This window comes from Aneurinibacillus tyrosinisolvens (assembly GCF_001015055.1).
Classification (GTDB): Bacteria; Bacillota; Bacilli; order Aneurinibacillales; family Aneurinibacillaceae; genus Aneurinibacillus_A; species Aneurinibacillus_A tyrosinisolvens.
This window is the reverse complement of sequence record NZ_BBWZ01000004.1, coordinates 176510-193336: the sequence shown is the minus strand read 5'-3', so window position 1 is coordinate 193336 and position 16827 is coordinate 176510. Positions and strand designations below refer to the sequence as shown.

Annotated in this window: 17 protein-coding genes and 1 pseudogene; 9 read left to right on the top strand and 9 right to left on the bottom strand. The window is 46.4% G+C overall.

Annotated features, from left to right (window positions below):
* Window positions 1-2: 2 nt before the first annotated feature.
* The 4 genes and pseudogenes from yqeH to MBEAL2_RS05780 all read right to left on the bottom strand — a co-directional run bounded on the left by yqeH (window position 3) and on the right by MBEAL2_RS05780 (window position 4744).
* Window positions 3-1115, bottom strand: a complete 1113-nt coding sequence (gene yqeH / locus MBEAL2_RS05795) for a ribosome biogenesis GTPase YqeH (RefSeq protein WP_047151364.1) — start codon at window positions 1113-1115, stop codon at window positions 3-5.
* Window positions 1108-1634, bottom strand: a pseudogene (locus MBEAL2_RS05790) (YqeG family HAD IIIA-type phosphatase). Before MBEAL2_RS05790 ends, yqeH begins: the two are co-directional and overlap by 8 nt.
* A gap of 260 nt (window positions 1635-1894) precedes the next feature.
* Window positions 1895-3223 (bottom strand): S-layer homology domain-containing protein, encoded by a 1329-nt coding sequence (locus tag MBEAL2_RS05785; protein ID WP_047151363.1) that lies wholly within the window; start codon window positions 3221-3223, stop codon window positions 1895-1897.
* A gap of 93 nt (window positions 3224-3316) precedes the next feature.
* Entirely contained in the window at window positions 3317-4744 is a 1428-nt protein-coding gene (locus tag MBEAL2_RS05780; RefSeq protein WP_047151362.1) for a nicotinate phosphoribosyltransferase, read from the bottom strand.
* Between the two features lie 98 nt (window positions 4745-4842).
* Between MBEAL2_RS05780 and MBEAL2_RS05775 the strand changes: the two genes are divergently transcribed.
* From MBEAL2_RS05775 to MBEAL2_RS05760, 4 genes are all read left to right on the top strand, one after another.
* Window positions 4843-6519 (top strand): sensor histidine kinase, encoded by a 1677-nt coding sequence (locus tag MBEAL2_RS05775; protein WP_047151361.1) that lies wholly within the window; start codon window positions 4843-4845, stop codon window positions 6517-6519.
* Window positions 6516-7301: a LytR/AlgR family response regulator transcription factor gene (locus MBEAL2_RS05770; RefSeq protein ID WP_047151360.1), complete on the top strand. Its 786-nt coding sequence runs from the start codon at window positions 6516-6518 to the stop codon at window positions 7299-7301. Before MBEAL2_RS05775 ends, MBEAL2_RS05770 begins: the two co-directional genes overlap by 4 nt.
* 148 nt (window positions 7302-7449) lie before the next feature.
* On the top strand, window positions 7450-9549 hold the full coding sequence (locus tag MBEAL2_RS05765) for a carbon starvation CstA family protein (protein WP_047151359.1): 2100 nt from the start codon (window positions 7450-7452) through the stop codon (window positions 9547-9549).
* Window positions 9550-9567: 18 nt separating this feature from the next.
* Window positions 9568-9825: a CstA-like transporter-associated (seleno)protein gene (locus MBEAL2_RS05760; RefSeq protein ID WP_047151358.1), complete on the top strand. Its 258-nt coding sequence runs from the start codon at window positions 9568-9570 to the stop codon at window positions 9823-9825.
* Between the two features lie 103 nt (window positions 9826-9928).
* On the opposite strand, the gene MBEAL2_RS05755 is transcribed toward MBEAL2_RS05760, so the two are convergent.
* A complete protein-coding gene (locus MBEAL2_RS05755) occupies window positions 9929-10657 on the bottom strand; it encodes a TrkA C-terminal domain-containing protein (protein ID WP_047151357.1) in 729 nt (242 codons plus the stop codon).
* A gap of 22 nt (window positions 10658-10679) precedes the next feature.
* The gene (locus MBEAL2_RS05750; protein ID WP_047151356.1) at window positions 10680-11117 is read right to left on the bottom strand and encodes a DUF2621 family protein; all 438 of its coding nucleotides are present in this window, start codon (window positions 11115-11117) and stop codon (window positions 10680-10682) included.
* Window positions 11118-11277: 160 nt separating this feature from the next.
* Between MBEAL2_RS05750 and trhO the strand changes: the two genes are divergently transcribed.
* On the top strand, window positions 11278-12204 hold the full coding sequence (trhO, locus tag MBEAL2_RS05745) for an oxygen-dependent tRNA uridine(34) hydroxylase TrhO (RefSeq protein WP_047151355.1): 927 nt from the start codon (window positions 11278-11280) through the stop codon (window positions 12202-12204).
* A 656-nt stretch (window positions 12205-12860) separates the two neighbouring features.
* On the opposite strand, the gene MBEAL2_RS31645 is transcribed toward trhO, so the two are convergent.
* Entirely contained in the window at window positions 12861-13028 is a 168-nt protein-coding gene (locus MBEAL2_RS31645; RefSeq protein WP_161798176.1) for a hypothetical protein, read from the bottom strand.
* Window positions 13029-13323: 295 nt separating this feature from the next.
* On the opposite strand from MBEAL2_RS31645, the gene MBEAL2_RS05740 reads away from it, so the two are divergent.
* Window positions 13324-13926, top strand: coding sequence for an IMEF encapsulin system ferritin-like cargo protein (locus MBEAL2_RS05740; protein ID WP_047151354.1), 603 nt, complete (start codon window positions 13324-13326; stop codon window positions 13924-13926).
* Window positions 13927-13952: 26 nt separating this feature from the next.
* The gene (locus MBEAL2_RS05735; protein ID WP_047151353.1) at window positions 13953-14801 is read left to right on the top strand and encodes a family 1 encapsulin nanocompartment shell protein; all 849 of its coding nucleotides are present in this window, start codon (window positions 13953-13955) and stop codon (window positions 14799-14801) included.
* A gap of 46 nt (window positions 14802-14847) precedes the next feature.
* Here MBEAL2_RS05735 and MBEAL2_RS05730 read toward each other — a convergent pair whose 3' ends face one another.
* Window positions 14848-15330 carry a hypothetical protein gene (locus tag MBEAL2_RS05730; protein ID WP_047151352.1) on the bottom strand — a complete coding sequence of 161 codons (483 nt, stop codon included), beginning with the start codon at window positions 15328-15330 and terminating at the stop codon, window positions 14848-14850.
* 156 nt (window positions 15331-15486) lie between these two features.
* Between MBEAL2_RS05730 and MBEAL2_RS28935 the strand changes: the two genes are divergently transcribed.
* Together MBEAL2_RS28935 and MBEAL2_RS05720 are read left to right on the top strand one after the other, a co-directional pair.
* Window positions 15487-15825 (top strand): 2Fe-2S iron-sulfur cluster-binding protein, encoded by a 339-nt coding sequence (locus tag MBEAL2_RS28935; protein ID WP_161798175.1) that lies wholly within the window; start codon window positions 15487-15489, stop codon window positions 15823-15825.
* Between the two features lie 48 nt (window positions 15826-15873).
* Window positions 15874-16128, top strand: a complete 255-nt coding sequence (locus MBEAL2_RS05720; RefSeq protein WP_047151451.1) for a DUF1507 family protein — start codon at window positions 15874-15876, stop codon at window positions 16126-16128.
* A gap of 83 nt (window positions 16129-16211) precedes the next feature.
* On the opposite strand, the gene MBEAL2_RS05715 is transcribed toward MBEAL2_RS05720, so the two are convergent.
* Window positions 16212-16724 carry a DoxX family protein gene (locus MBEAL2_RS05715; RefSeq protein WP_047151350.1) on the bottom strand — a complete coding sequence of 171 codons (513 nt, stop codon included), beginning with the start codon at window positions 16722-16724 and terminating at the stop codon, window positions 16212-16214.
* Between the last annotated feature and the right edge of the window lie 103 nt (window positions 16725-16827).

Below are 16827 nucleotides of genomic sequence, written 5' to 3'. Positions count from 1 at the left end.
TGTTAGATTAGGGAAGGACGCAGGCTTGCCGCAACCCCTTTTGGAACGTGGACGGCCACATTGGCGCCGCTGCCGTGCAGAGCGACCCAGCCGAGACCGGAAATAACCAGGTCATACTTCCCTTCCGGCACTTTGAAAGTAAACGTATCCAGTTTTCCCATGCTTTCCGCCATTTCTTTTCCCGGCGGGGAAAGCATTTCCCCAAGGTGTTTCCCGTAAATTTCATCCGCATTTTCAAGCTTTGTACGGTGAATGTTAAGATGATTGGATACATAAAATACGAACGGCTGCCTATCGCCCCGGACGAAGTCGATCCGTGCCAGTCCCCCGATAAACAAAGCCTGCCCGGATTGAAGCTGGTATACTTTCGGCTTTATCGTCTTGTCCGGCATAACAAGCTTTAATTCGTCCGGAGCGATACGATGAACAATCTGGTCCCGGTTTACAATGCCGGGTGTATCATACAGTGAAGATTTTTCGTCGAGCGGGATTTCAATGACATCAAGTGTTGTCCCGGGGAATTGGGACGTCGTGATTTCCATCTCGGATTCTCCGAACTGTTTGAGCAATCGGTTAATGAGCGATGATTTTCCGACATTCGTTACTCCGACGATATAAATGTCTTTTTTCTGCCTGTATTTGTTCATCGCCTCAATGAGTCTGTCCATTCCCTCGCCGTTTCTCGCGCTTACTAAAACAACATCAACGGGCTTTAAGCCAAGGTCGGAAGCCGATTTGCGGATCCAGTTAATAAGCCGGTTCCGATTGACGTTCTTCGGAAGCAAATCAGCTTTATTTCCAACGAGAAGGATCGGATTGGAGCCGACGAACCGGGGCAGTCCACGAAGCCAGCTGCCATTAAAATCAAAAATATCAACAACTTTTACGACCAGGGATTTTGTATGGCCGATTCCGTTAAGAATGCGGACGAATTCATCATCACCGAGCGTGACGGTCGACGCTTCATTATAGTGCTTAATCCGGTAACAGCGCTGGCAAATAACCGCCTCTCTTTCCAGCGCCGCCGGCGGGGCATACCCTACCTTTGTTTTATCCTCTGTCTGTATTGCCGTGCCGCACCCGGCACAATAAATTTCAGCTTCGTTCTTATCCATTTTTGTCCTCCCACGGAATTTTGCCGCGTTTCCTCATCCAATTAAGTGCGATGCGTTCCATCTGCCTGTTGAACCGTGTAAAAAAGCCATCACTCTGGGCAACAGGCACAACGAGAATCGTATAAAAACCCATCCGTTTTCCGCCCAGAACATCGGTGAACAATTGATCGCCGATAACGACCGTTTCATCCACCCGCAGGCCCATGCGGCGCGTTGCCTTCTTGAAGGCCGATGCTGTCGGTTTCTTCGCCTGGTGAATGAAGGGGACACCGAGGGGTTCCGCAACTTTCGATACACGGGTCCCTTGTTGTTCGAGACGATAACGACGGAAAATCCCCGTTCCTTTAGTTCCTTCATCCACTTTAATAATTGAGGGGTTGCATCGGGCCGGTTCCACTCGATCAGCGTATTATCCAGGTCGGTAATAATCCCTTTGACACCCCGTTTTTTCAGTGCATCTAAATCAATCTCATATACGGATTCAACGTGCAAGTCCGGCAGTAATAAAGAGTAGAGCATGGGATCACTCCAAACGTAGTTTGCTTTAGCACTATTGCTGTATATTTACAAGCTTCTCTTAAATTCCGCGATTTACTATACCATATATATCCTTATCCTGTCATCTTAACAAGAAAAAAGGAAGTTCATTCCACTTACCCTTCCTTTTTTCTAACGTTTTTGACCTTGCGGTCTTTTTCTCTATGACTTTAAAGTAACATATACTTTATCGACAAAAAAGGCATGCCACCGGGCATGCCTTCTTTCCTCTTGTCGTTTATTTATTTATTGGTACCGGTCGGCAGTGCCGGCATCACTTTTGCATTTTTTGCTTCTTCAGGAAGCTGGATGACAATCTTGCCATCGAAATCGCTATATGACATGTTCTGGCTCATAATCATCTGGGTAAACGGCATTCCCTGCTGTGCTGCGTTTCCTTTGAATGTAAGCACGATTTGCATTGAACTTGCCTTTGTAAGCTTCGTTGCCGGATCAACCGTGATGACGCCCTGCATGTAGATGGATTGGATGCTGTTGTCCGCTTGCTCGATCGCTTTCGTCATATCATCCATTCCCTGCATGTTCTGAAGCATGCCAGTCATCTCCGACAGTTTATCAATCCGGCCCTGGAAAGCAAGCTGGTTTCCTCCAAGGCTTCGGTAAAACAGCTTTTTCGCCAATTGCGGCGGAATGGATTGGGTTTGCTGTTTCATCATTTGTTCCATACTGAATGGGAATGCGTTCTCCATTTTCATCCAGCCGGATGGATTGTCTTTATCTCCCGGTACTTTCACGTACATATCTTTTCCAATGATATACTGATCCATTGGCATATCCCCAGGAATGTTAGCATCGCCGGAAGCTTTCATACTTGAAGTCATATGGATGCCGTCAGGCAGTGAGAATTCAGCCTTTGTCTGCACGGTCATTCCGGCAGCTCCCACTTCTGCTTGCTTTCTCTCCGCAGGCGTCATGGAGGCAAGCACCTTTTTATCTAACACCATGCTCATGTGCATGTCACCGGCCATGCGGAACGACTTTATGCCCTGCTGCTTCTGCTGGTTTTCCTTCAGCAGATTTTCCGCATCCTTTCCGGTGGAAAGAAGCGTCCGAACAAACCCTTCCGCTTTCTGCTTCGTCAGCTTGTTCGCGGATTGCTTCCAGTCGTAAGCAAAATGGGCGGCATTAAACCATGTGGATAGGCTGTACGCCCAGTGCTTGGACGAAAGGGAGGAAGAGCCTGACGGCACCGGCTGCTGCGGCATGCCGAGCGCCCGTCCGATAATAGAGAGAGCTTCCGCTTCCGTAATTGATTGGTTCAGCCGGATGGTGTGGTCTGCATATCCGCTAATAATATGGTTCCCGTACAGCTTATTTACCGTGCTGTAGAGCGGATGGCCTGGCGCTACGTCCTTGTATGTACCTTTGGCGCTCACAGCAGGAAGTTCAATGGCATCTCCCACCAGTTTAAAGAATTCTCCGCGCGTGACCTGCTGGCTTTGAGGAACTACTGCAACCGCGCTTTTTGCTGCCAGCGCATGAACCGCCGGTGTCCCCATTAGCATCGCAACGCTCAACATTCCTGCCGCCGCTATGTTTGCCTTCTTCATTTATTGCCCTCTCCCTTCGTAATTCATTTCCTAGATTTTACAACTGTATATACGTGAGAGGAAGAAAAAGGTTTCGATCTGTAAAGGGAATTCTTACGCCCTATTTTTGTGAATCAGTTCCTGCTTCAGCTTCCACAATTCCTCGCTCAAATCTACGTGATATCCATGCGGGTTTGTAAGCCTGCGGATTTCGGGGGATACCCGGGAAAGCTGTTGCTGTGAGTACGTTCGAATTTCTTCAAGCGCAGGGGGCCGTCCCTGACGAACACCCTTCAAAATAACAGGATGCAAAAGATTTTCGATACGGTAATTCCGGATTGTCTTCCGCTTATGCGGAAAGAGCGGATCAAACAAGGTAATTTGGTCGAGCGGAATTTCCTCTCCCTCCAGCGCAATCAAATCAGCGAGGGCCTGTCCGCTTTTCCCATCATAGAACCGGAGTACCTTTTTATAGCCGGGATTCGTAATCTTCGCCGGATTTTCCGATACTTTCAAGCGCGGGACCCATTCCCCATCCTCCTCAGAAGCAGCCAGCTTATATACGCCGCCAAGCGCGGGGCAATCGTAGGAAGTAATGAGATTCGTTCCAACACCCCATACATTGATTTTTGCCCCCTGGTTCTTCAAGTCCTGAATCAGCCGCTCATCCAGGTCGCCTGAGGCGACAATCGGCACGTCTTCAAGACCTGCCTCATCCAGCATCACACGCGCCTCCTTAGACAGGTAGGCAAGATCGCCGGAATCAAGCCGGACGCCGAGCAGCCTTTTGCCTTTTTCTTTTAGGGCAAGGCCGACTTTAATTGCATGCGGAATGCCAACACGCAGCGTATCATATGTATCCACAAGTAAAACGGTTTCATCGGGAAAAGCATCCGCATAAGTCATAAAAGCTTCTGCCTCATGCTCAAACATTTGCACGAAGCTGTGCGCATGCGTTCCTTTTACCGGAATGCCAAAATCGCGTCCCGCCATTATGTTCGACGTAGCGTGCACCCCGCCGATATAGGCAGCACGGGCTCCATAGTAACCGGCATCCGCCCCCTGCGCCCTCCTGAGCCCGAATTCGAGCACGGTATCTCCTTTAGCTTCTCCGACAATTCTCGCCGCCTTTGTCGCAATGAGCGTCTGGTGGTTTATGATGGTAAGAATAGCCGTTTCAATCAATTGGGCTTCAATGATAGGTGCTTCCACCCTAATCAGCGGTTCGCCTGGAAACACGACCGTCCCTTCCTTCATCGACGCTATGCTGCCTGTAAATGTAAGGTTTTTTAACCTCATAAGGAATTCTTCCTCATACGGGTAAACGCTTCGCAAATACGCAAGATCCTCTTCTGTAAAGTGCAGGGACGCAACATATTCAACCACCTGCTCAAGTCCCGCAAAAATCGCATACCCGCCGCTGCAGGGGGATTTTCGAAAATACATGTCAAACACAACACGCCGGTCGGCCATCCCCTGTTTGTAGTAAGCATACAGCATATTAATCTGATATAAGTCGGTGCTCATTGTGAGATTTTTCATAAATTCAGCTCCTTACCGTTGTTTTTTTCCAAAATTGACGCAGCCTGGACCGGTGATATAATTTTCTTAGAAACATCCTATATGGAGGGAGGAGCGTTATGGTAACGATACACCCGCTGTTCCTTTACATGGCGGAGAGGGCTGCGATTCTGGTTGTTTTGGCTTTCTTCCTGTCCCGCTTTCGCTTCTTTCGCAGGATGCTGCAAAGAAAAGAAGGAACAAGAGATAAAATCATTACCATCATTGTCTGCACGATTATCGGAATTCTCGGAACGTATGCGGCTATTCCCATCGAGGGCGCTCTGGCGAATTCGAGAGTAATCGGCCCGGTCATGGGCGGCCTGCTGGGCGGCCCGCTCGTCGGTACAATCTGCGGCCTTCTCGCAGGGCTTCACCGGTATTCTCTCGGTGGATTTACCGACACAGCCTGTGCGGTATCAACAACCGCCGAAGGCCTCATCGCAGGCCTTGTATATTTGCGTTATCACCAGAAGGAGATGCACTGGTTCGTTGCCTGGATCGCCGGATTTATTGCGGAAGCTGTGCAAATGCTCCTCATTCTTGCCATTGCGCGCCCTTATTCGGAAGCACTCCATCTTGTAGAAATTATTGCACTCCCGATGATGTTGGTCAACGCCTCAGCTATCGCGCTGTTCATGATGATTGTCCAGGTCGCAAAACTTGAAGAAGAACGAATCGGCTCAGCACAGGCTCAACGCGCGCTCCAAATCGCCGATATTACCCTGCCGATTTTACGAAAGGGCCTCGATAAATCCTCGGCCGAGCAAACCGCCACTGTTATTTATAAAATGACGGAAGCCGCCGCCGTTGCGATAACGGACAGAGAAAAAATACTGGCCCACATCGGAGTCGGAGATTCCCACCACCGCAAGGGGACAGCATTACAAACGGAAGCTACGCAGGAGGTATTGCGGAACCATGCGATCCTTTGGGCACGTAACAAAGAGGAAATTGGATGCAGCCGGGCGGATTGCCCTCTCCAATCCGCCATTATCGTTCCACTAAAGAAAAAGGATACAGTCGTTGGAACGCTGAAGCTCTATTTCAAGAGGGAAAGAGAAGTCTCAGTCGTCGATTGGGAACTTGCCCGCGGGCTGGCACAGCTATTCTCCACCCAGCTTGAAATCGCCGACCTTGAGAAGCAGGCGGCTCTGCTCGCCGATGCGGAGATCAGGGCCCTGCACGCCCAAATTAATCCTCACTTCCTCTTCAATGCACTCAATACGATTTCATCCTTCATCCGGACAAAGCCGGAAACGGCACGGCAGCTTATCGTTAAACTAAGCGAATTCTTCCGGAGAAACCTCCACCATGGAGGGCAAATGGTAACTGTGCGTGAAGAAATCAGCCACGTCGAAGCCTACCTGGAAATCGAAAAAGCACGATTCGGAGACAAGCTGAAGGTGCATATGGACGTTGCAGCAGAAACACTGCACCACCCCATCCCTTCGCTCATCCTACAGCCGCTCGTTGAAAACGCAGTGAAGCACGGATTGCTCCCGAAGAAAACCGGAGGGACAATACTCATTACAATCCGCAGGGAAAATACGATTCTTTCGATTCAAGTGAAAGACAATGGCGTTGGATTTACAGAATGGGAACCAGAAAAACTGTCCGGGATTGGGCTGCAAAATGTACGGGGCCGGCTCCATTCCTTATATGGTGAACCGCATAACGTTACGATCGAAAGCGATCCGGGCAGCGGAACGCTATGCACGATTACAGTCCCCTGGGAAGAGAGGAAAGTTTCATGATTCGCACGTTAATTGTTGATGACGAAGCACCGGCGCGCTCGGAGCTTCGCTATTTATTGGAGCAGCACCCCGATATTTCCGTTATTGCTGAAGCGTCCAGCGGGGAAGAAGCCATCCATATGGTACACGAACTTTCCCCTGATGTCGTCTTCCTGGATATTCACCTCCATGACATGGACGGTATTCAGGCGGCACAGGCATTGGAACAGTCCGGCTCACAGCCTGTCATTGTTTACGCCACCGCTTATGACGAGTACGCGATTAAAGCGTTTGAAACGGAAGCAGCTGATTACATTCTTAAGCCTTTCAGCACGGACCGCATCGAGAAAACAATCAGCCGTCTGCGCAGGAGGCTTCAAAAAGAGCCTTCTCCTCTAAAAGAGGCAGGAATCGAATCCACCCTGCGCCAGATTGTCGATACGCTGCAGCCGGCCGCAAAAAGCCAGACGTCGACACGCATCCCTGTAGAAAAAGCAAACAGCATCGCTTTTGTCGATGTCGATTCGATCGTTTATACTGCAGTAGAAGGCCGGCATACCCGGATTTATACGAAGACGGCGAATTTCCCGGCCTCATTCAGCCTGCAGGAACTTGAAAGAAGATTGCCGGAAATCAGCTTTTGCCGCATCCACCGGGCCTATATTGTAAACTTGCATGCAATAAAAGAGTTCATCCCCTGGTTTAAAGGAACGGTGCAGGTGAAGATGGACGATATAGAAGAAACGGTGCTGCCTGTCAGCCGTTCGCTTGTGAAAGAGCTTAAAACCCGGCTCGGTTTTTAATCCATATCCTATACATTTCACGCTCTGTTTTTTACTACTCATGCATTGTTTACTACAGCTTATGTAAAAACAATAGGCATTGAAAGCGTTCTCCCTTATGATTGATAATACCAATTCGTTGGAATTTTTTAAAAAGGGGGATTTTTCGATGAAAAGCCGTTTGCTTTCCATTCTTATATGGGCAGGCATCTCGATTGTCGGTGCCGTGGCCTGGGGATGGGTTGCTCTTGTACGCGGAGAAGAGATTAATGCCGCCTGGCTTCTCTTTGCCGCACTCGCCAGCTATGCGGTTGCCTACCGTTTTTACAGCCGTTTTATTGCTCATAAAATTTTTCAGTTGGATGACAACCGCGCAACACCCGCAGAAGTAAATAATGACGGAAAAGATTACATCCCAACGAATAAATGGGTTGTATTCGGACACCATTTTGCGGCCATTGCAGGGGCCGGGCCTCTTGTCGGGCCGACTCTTGCCGCACAGATGGGCTATCTTCCGGGAACGATCTGGATCGTTGTCGGTGTTATCCTTGCCGGTGCCGTTCAGGACTTTATCATTTTAATCGGCTCCATTCGCCGTAACGGGAAAAGCCTTGGCCAGATAGCAAAGGATGAAATTGGCCCGGTTGGCGGGCTTCTGGCAGCGGTTGGTATTATTGCTATTATGATTATTTTAATTGCCGTGCTTGCCCTCGTTGTTGTAAATGCCCTCGCGGATAGCCCATGGGGTACGTTTACAATTGCCATGACGATCCCAATCGCCCTGTTCATGGGATTCTATATGCGCTATATCAGACCGGGCCGGGTTGGAGAAGCATCTATCATTGGTTTCGTACTCATGATGCTCGCTCTTGCCGGCGGGCAGGGGGTGGCAGCGTCACCAACGCTCGCTCCAATGTTTACGTTTTCGCCGGAAGCCCTGGCGATTATGATGATTATTTATGGCTTTATCGCATCCGTTCTTCCTGTATGGATGCTGCTGGCACCACGCGATTATCTCAGTTCCTTCTTAAAAGTTGGAACGATTGGGCTGCTCGCGGTAGGAATTGTTCTAACATTGCCTACCCTGCATATGCCTGCGCTAACAAAATTTATCGACGGTACAGGGCCTGTATTTACAGGAAACCTCTTCCCGTTCCTGTTTATCACGATTGCCTGTGGTTCGATTTCCGGCTTCCACGCCCTCATATCAAGCGGTACAACACCTAAGCTTGTGGCAAAGGAAAGCCACAGCCGGGTAATTGGGTACGGCGGGATGATTATGGAGTCATTCGTTGCTATCATGGCTATCATTGCAGCCTGCGTCCTGACGCCTGGCACCTATTTCGCCATCAACAGCCCGGCGGCGGCAATCGGAACTGACGTGGCTACCGCGGCAAAAACCATTACAGAATGGGGCTTTACCGTCAGTGCAGCGGATTTAACCCAGCTTGCGAATGATGTAGGAGAGAAGTCGATTCTATCCAGAACGGGCGGTGCCCCTTCGCTGGCGGTTGGGATGTCTGTGATTTTCTCTACCCTTGTCGGCGGAAAAGCATTTATGGCCTTCTGGTATCATTTTGCTATTCTTTTTGAAGCCCTGTTCATCTTAACGACGGTTGACGCCGGTACACGCGTAGGCCGCTTCATGGTTAGTGAATTAGTCGGTAATTTCGCGCCCAGGTTCAGGGACACAACATGGCTTCCCGGGAATTTATTTTCCAGCGCGGTCATCAGTCTCGCCTGGGGATACTTCCTGTACGCCGGGGTTATCGACCCGCTGGGCGGGATTAAAACACTATGGCCACTGTTCGGAATTGCCAATCAGATGCTGGCAGCGATTGCTCTTGCGGTTGGAACAACGATTATTCTTAAAATGGGCAAACGCAAATACGCCTGGGTTACCCTTGTGCCGCTTGCCTGGCTCACCATCGTTACGATGAGCGCAGCGTGGCAAAAGCTGTTCAGTTCGAATCCGGCAGTCGGGTTCCTGTCCCATGCAGCGAAATTCTCGGAAATGATTGCCACAGGAAAGCTTCCAAAAGGTGTCAAGACAGTTGAAGCGGCAAAGCAGATGATTTTCAACGACAGGGTCGATGCTGTCATGACAGCGATTTTTGCCGCCATCGTAATTGCTTTGCTGCTTGATTGCATTCGTGTCTGGACCAGCATCATCCGCGGTACGTATCGTGGTTCCCTGCAGGAGTCACCGTACATTCAGTCAAAAGGCGACCCGACAGAATACACTGGTAATCATTCGCATAGTGCATAAAGGAAAGGAGGGGGAGGAATGGCACAGCATTGCTGCACATCGCACACTTCCCAGTCGTCCGAACGGCTTGCCCATATTACGGCAGAGCATTCACTGGCCCGAAAAATACGCTCCGGGTTCCGGATGATTTTCGGCATTCCAGACTACGAGCGATACCTTGACTACTGCCACGCTTTTCCACCCGAGGGAGAAACGGAGCCTTTGTCGGAAAAGGCATTTTTCGAAAAGGCTCTTTACGAGCGATATGGCAGCGGAAAGACAACCCGCTGCTGCTAAACAGTCAGAAAGAAAGTGCAATCTGCGCGCTTCCTATTACCGGAAGACCGTGCTGGATTGCACTCTTTTTTTAATAACCAGATATGCAGGAGTCTCGTTATCGTTACAAAACCTCATTGGTCTTTTGCTCATCCTCGGCCATTTTGTTCGTCCGATCCAGTTCGTCCGCAAATACTTCTTCAATTACGTCCTTCTTGCCGTATACGAGCAGAACATCCCCTTCCTGCACTTCCGCTTTCAACAAATTTTCCCGCAGGATTTCATCCCCTCTTTTTACCAAGAGAATGTTTAAATCCTTGCCCTCACGCAGGCACTCTTTTACGCGTTTTCCTACAAAACCGGAATCCTGAAAAATGTGGACATCTGTCAGCAGGTCGTCTTCCGCCATAAGGAGAACGTCTTCCACAGGAAGCTCATGGGTTAGATTGACCTTTTCCATATGGGTATGCATTTTTCTTTCCAGCCTTTCCTGCACAGCTTTTGATTTCATAACAAAAAGCGAAACAAGAAGGACGATACCAATAATACTTAACTGGGGAATGCCTGAATGCTTTGCGAGAATCGTACTCATAGAGGAAATAATGACAGCCAGGGAGAAAGCGCCGAACAGAATGAGAAACGTTGCGAGCTTTCTTCTCACCGGATGGCGGGCAATCAATTCGGACTCGACCGTCGTGAATCCCGTTCCGGTCAGCATGGAAATCGCCTGGAAGCGCGCAATCTCTTTTTCCAGCCCCGTCAGCCTGAGCAGAACCGTGGAGATTTCGATGACAAGTCCAACAATGACAAAGTAAATCAGAATAAAGACAAATTCGATGTCGATCCTCTCCATTCAGATAGTATGGCGGAGCAATCTATTCGGCTTTTATTTTCAAATGCTGCTCATACGGTGAAAAATCAATCTGCTTTTCCTTTAAGTGGGCCACAAGGAATTTATGGTCCCGGGCCGGCGTTGCCATAATGTACCCCTTCACCACAAGGTCCTGGCTTATTTCGCCCGCCCCTTCCTCCAGAGCGAGCTTCCCGATTTTCGCAGCGATGCTGCGTCTGGCTACATCCCGGAACAATTCCGGCACCGGCTTTACCAGATCATTAAGGAGCTCTCTTGTCTCTTCCGTCCACATCTTTTTCGTTTTATCAATATAATAATCCTGCCAGTCGAGTTCAGACATTCCGTCCTGTTTGGGCATGGATTTTAAAAATTTGCGGAACATAAAAAAACCACCGATCGTAAGCAGCAAAACGAGAACAACCGTCCATAAAATAATAAAAGTGCCAAATAAAGTTGACATTTCTTGCAATCACCACTTCCATAAGTAATCATAAATATGGTACATTATAGTATTGTAAAGCACATTTATAACTTGCTTATGTATTTAATGCAAATTTCTTTGGTCATATTATACCATAAAAATTTGCCTACTTTATAAATAGTTAGGTGGTATTCTCACGATGGAAAATCATAAACCATATCGTGTTTTATTATATTACAAGTATGTCCATATCGAAGATCCTGTTCAATTTTCCGAAGAACACCTTGCTTTCTGTAAAGAGCTTGGTGTAAAAGGACGCATTATTGTCGCGGAGGAAGGCATTAACGGAACGCTTTCCGGTACGCCTGAACAGACGGACCGTTATATGGATGAACTTCGCAAGGACCCCCGCTTTGCTGATATGTTCTTCAAAATTGACGAAGCAGACGAGCCTGCCTTTAAGAAGATTTTTGTCCGCGCCAAAGACGAAATCGTTACCTGGCGTTTTGAAGAAGACGTAAATCCGAACGAAACTACCGGTAAACATCTCAGTCCAAAAGAGTTTTATGAACAGCTCCAAGACGAGGATGTCATCGTTATCGACGGCCGAAATGACTATGAATATGAGCTCGGCCATTTCCGGAACGCCATCCGTCCCGGCGTAAAAACATCCCGTGAATTCCCTGAGTGGATTCGGGAAAATTTAAGCCAGTTTAAAGATAAAAAGGTCTTAACCTACTGCACCGGCGGTATCCGCTGTGAGAAACTGTCCGGGTTCCTCATTAAAGAAGGATTTAAGGACGTGTCACAGTTGGAGGGCGGTGTTGTTACGTATGGAAAAGATCCCGAAGTCCAGGGCCGTCTTTTTGATGGGAAACTGTATGTATTTGATGAGAGGATTTCCGTTCCGGTAAATCGTACGGAGGAAGACGTCATCATTTCAAAATGCCATCATTGCGGCAAACCGGAGGACCGGTATGTAAACTGTGCTAATCCATGGTGCAATGTCCAGCACTTCTGCTGTACAGAATGTGAAGATAAACATAAGCGCTCTTGCTCCAAAGAATGCGAAGAACATAAAGACAACCGGTACGTGCTGGAGAAAGAGCTCCAGCAGCAATCTTAAACCCGGCGGCAAAGAAGGCAGACTGCGACATGTGCGCAATCTGCCTTCTTTCTTTACTGGAAAGCATACCCCTCATAGCTTTCTTCATAGCAAGAAGCGATTGAAAGCAACACCGCCAGAAAAACAAATGCGTAATTTAATTTGTACAGCGCAAACAGTTCCCACATCTGTCTTCCCCGCCTTTCTGCGGAATCATCTGGCTATGACAAAAGTTCCTTTGTTTATAGACATTATATATTAGAATCATATTTTCTCACAGTATATATGGTTAATATTTACCACTGTTTTTCTGTTTTTGTGCTGTTCTTTTTATTACAAAAGCCCCTGCAGGTACCAGCAGGGGCTTTCTTTGTTGGCGGTGTAGCGTCACTCTTCAGGCTGAGATATCGACGAAAGCGCTTCCGTAATAACGTAAACATGGTTGCCTACATTGTACGTATAGTTATCTTCCATTTCATAATGCTCTTTTTGCAGGTCCATTTTTTTCTCCTCCTTTTTATTTCCGTTTATTCATTTTTAGTTCTCATGCCAGCCTACATCTTTTTCCATATAAATCCTTACCACACTTTTAAAGTGTAGTAACAAAAAAGGATAATCCCTGAGGACTATCCATCACTATACTATTCATATTTCGTTTACCTATGCACAATTCTTCGCTAAACCGGAATAGAAGATTCGGCCTCTTCCCCAGATTTTTTACGATAGATAAGCCGGGATAATCCGACACTCATTTCGTACAAGAAGATGAGCGGCAGTTCAAACAAAAATCCAAATGGCAAAGAAAGCTGAATCATACTGGAGAAATCGTCTACTCTTGCATCCATTAATCCGTCGAGTTCCTTGAATTTTTCGATAACTGGTTCAATACGTTCGTAAGGTATCCGGGCTTTTACATAACCCTCCCTATCGCATCTTTCCCTTTGTTTTTTTCATTATATTATAATTGATAAAGATTATCAATATCAATTTATATCTTTTCAGGTTCTACCATGGTAATCAGTTTATATAGAATGATGAGTGGGAATCTTACTTACATAAACCAAAAAACAACAAAATAAACAAGTCAATCATCACAAGAATTACATAGTTATCTGTTGAAAAAGGAGGGGAAATATAATTATGATCGAACATTTATCTCAGCTTCATCCTATATTTGAGCGCACCAGAAACAGCATTACTGTTTTCATGGACATGCTTTCCCCCACGATCACTCAAGCTCAGGATGAACATGAACGGCTTTATTTCCACCACATCTACGAAGAAGAAGAACAACGATTGGAAAGACTCCACCAGTTGATTCCTGCATTATCCCACTTCTTAGAGAACGAACAAACGACCAACATCACAAATCAAGGATTTATTCATCTTCTCCAGGACATTAACCTGGAGAAATTTGGACTGCATAACTTTTTAGAACATTTGGATTTAGCGATGTATCATTTTAAAGATGAAGAGCATACCCGAATGTTAACATCCATGCTACAGCAGACAAAAGCAGATTACCTGTTAGTAAAAGATACCCTCTCCCTTATAAATGAGAGCTTTCCACCTGCTGTTAATTCGGAAACCGGTAAGGGGTCGGAGCAGCACGACGTAACAACAGCCGCACATGACTCTGCACACACTGAGCATACTCCAGTCATTGCTTCACCCGTAAGCGCAGCACTTTCCACACCTACCCGCAAGGGGTTAAGCGTAGGAAGCCTTAAATCCGCCCGTTAATACAAAAAATAAGGAGGTTCATATATATGGAAAAGCAAAGAAGATTCCCTGATTCCCCTCTAAATGAACAGGAATGGAATCGAATGGATGAAACGGTAATCGAAGCGGCCAGAAGACAACTCATCGGCCGTCGTTTTATTGATATTTACGGTCCCTTAGGTGAAGGAATCCAAAGCGTTACTAACGATGTCTTTGAAGAACCCCAGGGTGGAGGGATTAGCCTCCGGGGAGAATCGCTTGAAATGTCGCAGCCGACCCGGCGAACCAATCTGACGATTCCCTTGTTATATAAGGACTTTATCCTTTACTGGCGTGACCTGGAACAAGCGAAGACACTCGGGATTCCTATTGATATGAGCCCGGCGGCTAACGCCGCGATCCAGTGTGCCCGTTTGGAGGATGAGCTCATTTTCAACGGATCTTCTGAATTCGAGCTACCAGGGTTAATGAACGTGAAAGGACGTCTGACCCACATCCGGAGCGACTGGATGCGATCCGGGAAAGCTTTCGAAGATGTGGTGGAAGCTACCAATAAACTACAGCAGATGAACCACACCGGGCCGTATGCCATGGTTGTATCTCCTCAACTGTATTCTCTCCTCCACCGCGTTCACGAAGGAACCAATGTGTTAGAAATTGAACACGTCCGTGAACTGGTGACTGATGGTGTATTCCAGTCTCCAGCGTTCAAAGGAAAAGCTGGTGTTATCGTGTCTACAGGGCAGCACAATTTAGATCTGGCGATCGCCGAAGATTTCTATACGGCTTACCTCGACACCGAGCACATGAACTACCTTTTCCGGGTATACGAGGCGCTCGTCCTTCGTATCAAACGCCCCAGCGCGATTTGTACGTTAGAAGATCCAGATGCATAAAAACAAAGGAAAAAGGCACCTGCGAAAGGTGCCTTTTCTATTCCATCTATGCGATTCTTTTCCGGTTTATCTTTCGTTCATTCTCGCTGCTATATTCGATAAAGGAGAGATCAAGTTCAGCACCAGCCGCATCCATTCCGATATCCTCTGCGATTTGTTTTACTTCTTTCTCAAATACAGGTGTACGGCTCCCCTCATTTATCTGGCACAGCTTTTTTAAGTATTTTAGTTTCTCATCAATTTTCATCTGTTTATACATTCCATTCGACATCTGACAAATGCGCTTATGAACAGGCTGTGAAATAAGAGTAATCTCATCAATATGGGAGAGGAATCGTTTTCCCTCCTCTGTAATAAAACCGACATAATAATTAGCAGCACCTATCCGTTCAATACTCGTGATCACAGAACAAGGGAAATGCTGTCCATCTCGTAGTTGAATGTATCCTGTCTCAATGACCCCACCCACTCGTCTTTCATTGGACAAAACGGTATAAATATCGGCCAATCCATTCACCACATACTCCACTACTGTTCCCTCCTGTTGATCAAAAGTATATTGATTAGTGATATCGATTTTCAATGTCAGTGTACCAAGAAATAAGCATCGCGTCAATAATGATAATTATTCCTAATTAAATTGTGTTAAAATCAATATAACGAGAATAAAGGAAGGAGAGATATTTTGAAACGCCGGGCGTTAACAGTAGGTTCCTTACTCACCAAAAAACAACAAATAATTTCTGCAAGGAAGGAATCCATTCATCAAACCAAAATCCACTTGCAGCAAAATCAATCAAAATTTGAAGTGGATCCTATTATCGGTCAAATACTGTTAGAAGCAGCTCTACAACAGGGGGGATTTTTGGATTTCAAATGCCGGAAAGGTACCTGTGGCCGTTGTACAGTTCAGGTGACAAAAGGTACTTCCCTTTTACTTCCGCCAAACCAGATAGAACAGCAAAAGTTAAATAGGTTTTTAACAGAAGGATATCGGTTAGCCTGTCAAGCTATAATTAAATAATTTATGTGGCTAAATCACTCGCTATGAAAGGGAGTCTGAGTCGTGGATATGAAACAGCGTGCACTGCAGTTAATAAGCATTGAAGTAGAAAAGATTGAGCGCTTGATTCAGGTACAGAAAAACAGTTTGAATAATCCAGTATGCCCCGTTTATGAAGAAGTTCTCGATACTCAAATTTTTGGATTATCACGTATTGTTGACTTTGCTATTGATTTAGAATTATTAAGTGCTGAGCAAGGAAAAGAAATACTAACCGAATTAGAAAAAAGACTTCTTGAACAAATACATTCTGTAATAAAGTAATAAAAACATTCCTCCCCTTCATGCCTAAGAAGAGGAGGAATGCCCTAACTAAAAAAATAATTATGTAGCCTGTTAAAGATCGGTTACGCACTTTGCGGAAGAATTTCTTGCTCCTCTTTTTTAAATAGTTGTTTTCTTACAAATGGAACTACCCATCGATCTAAACCAAATTTCCCTGCATTTAATCCGGCAACAAGGATAAAGAGGCCCATTAAGATCATTTGTGGATTTGTACTTGTTGTTCCTGAAAGCAGATAGGAAAAATTCATACTAAGTCCCATCAATACAGTAAACGTAGTAAACACACCTAAAATAAGTCCAAGTCCTGCCAGAAATTCTCCCCAGGGAACTAACACATTGAAAATCCCTACATTTGGAAGCGCGAACCCATGGATAAAGTCTGCCCACCAACCTTGAACAGCCGGATGGTCACCACTTGCCTTTTTAAGAGCTACTTTCAGAAAACCACTTGCATCAAAACTTCCTCCCGCAATTTTCCCCCAACCAGCTTGTAACCAGGTCCATCCTAAATACAAACGCAAAACAGTTAACCCATACGAAGCATAAAGATGTTCCCTTAAAAATTTAATCACCATACAAAACCCTCCTTAATAATAATAATAATCATTATCGTCGATATTGATTATTATTATTATTTACAGCGTGTATAATGTAAATAGGAAAAAGGTTTTAGATAGT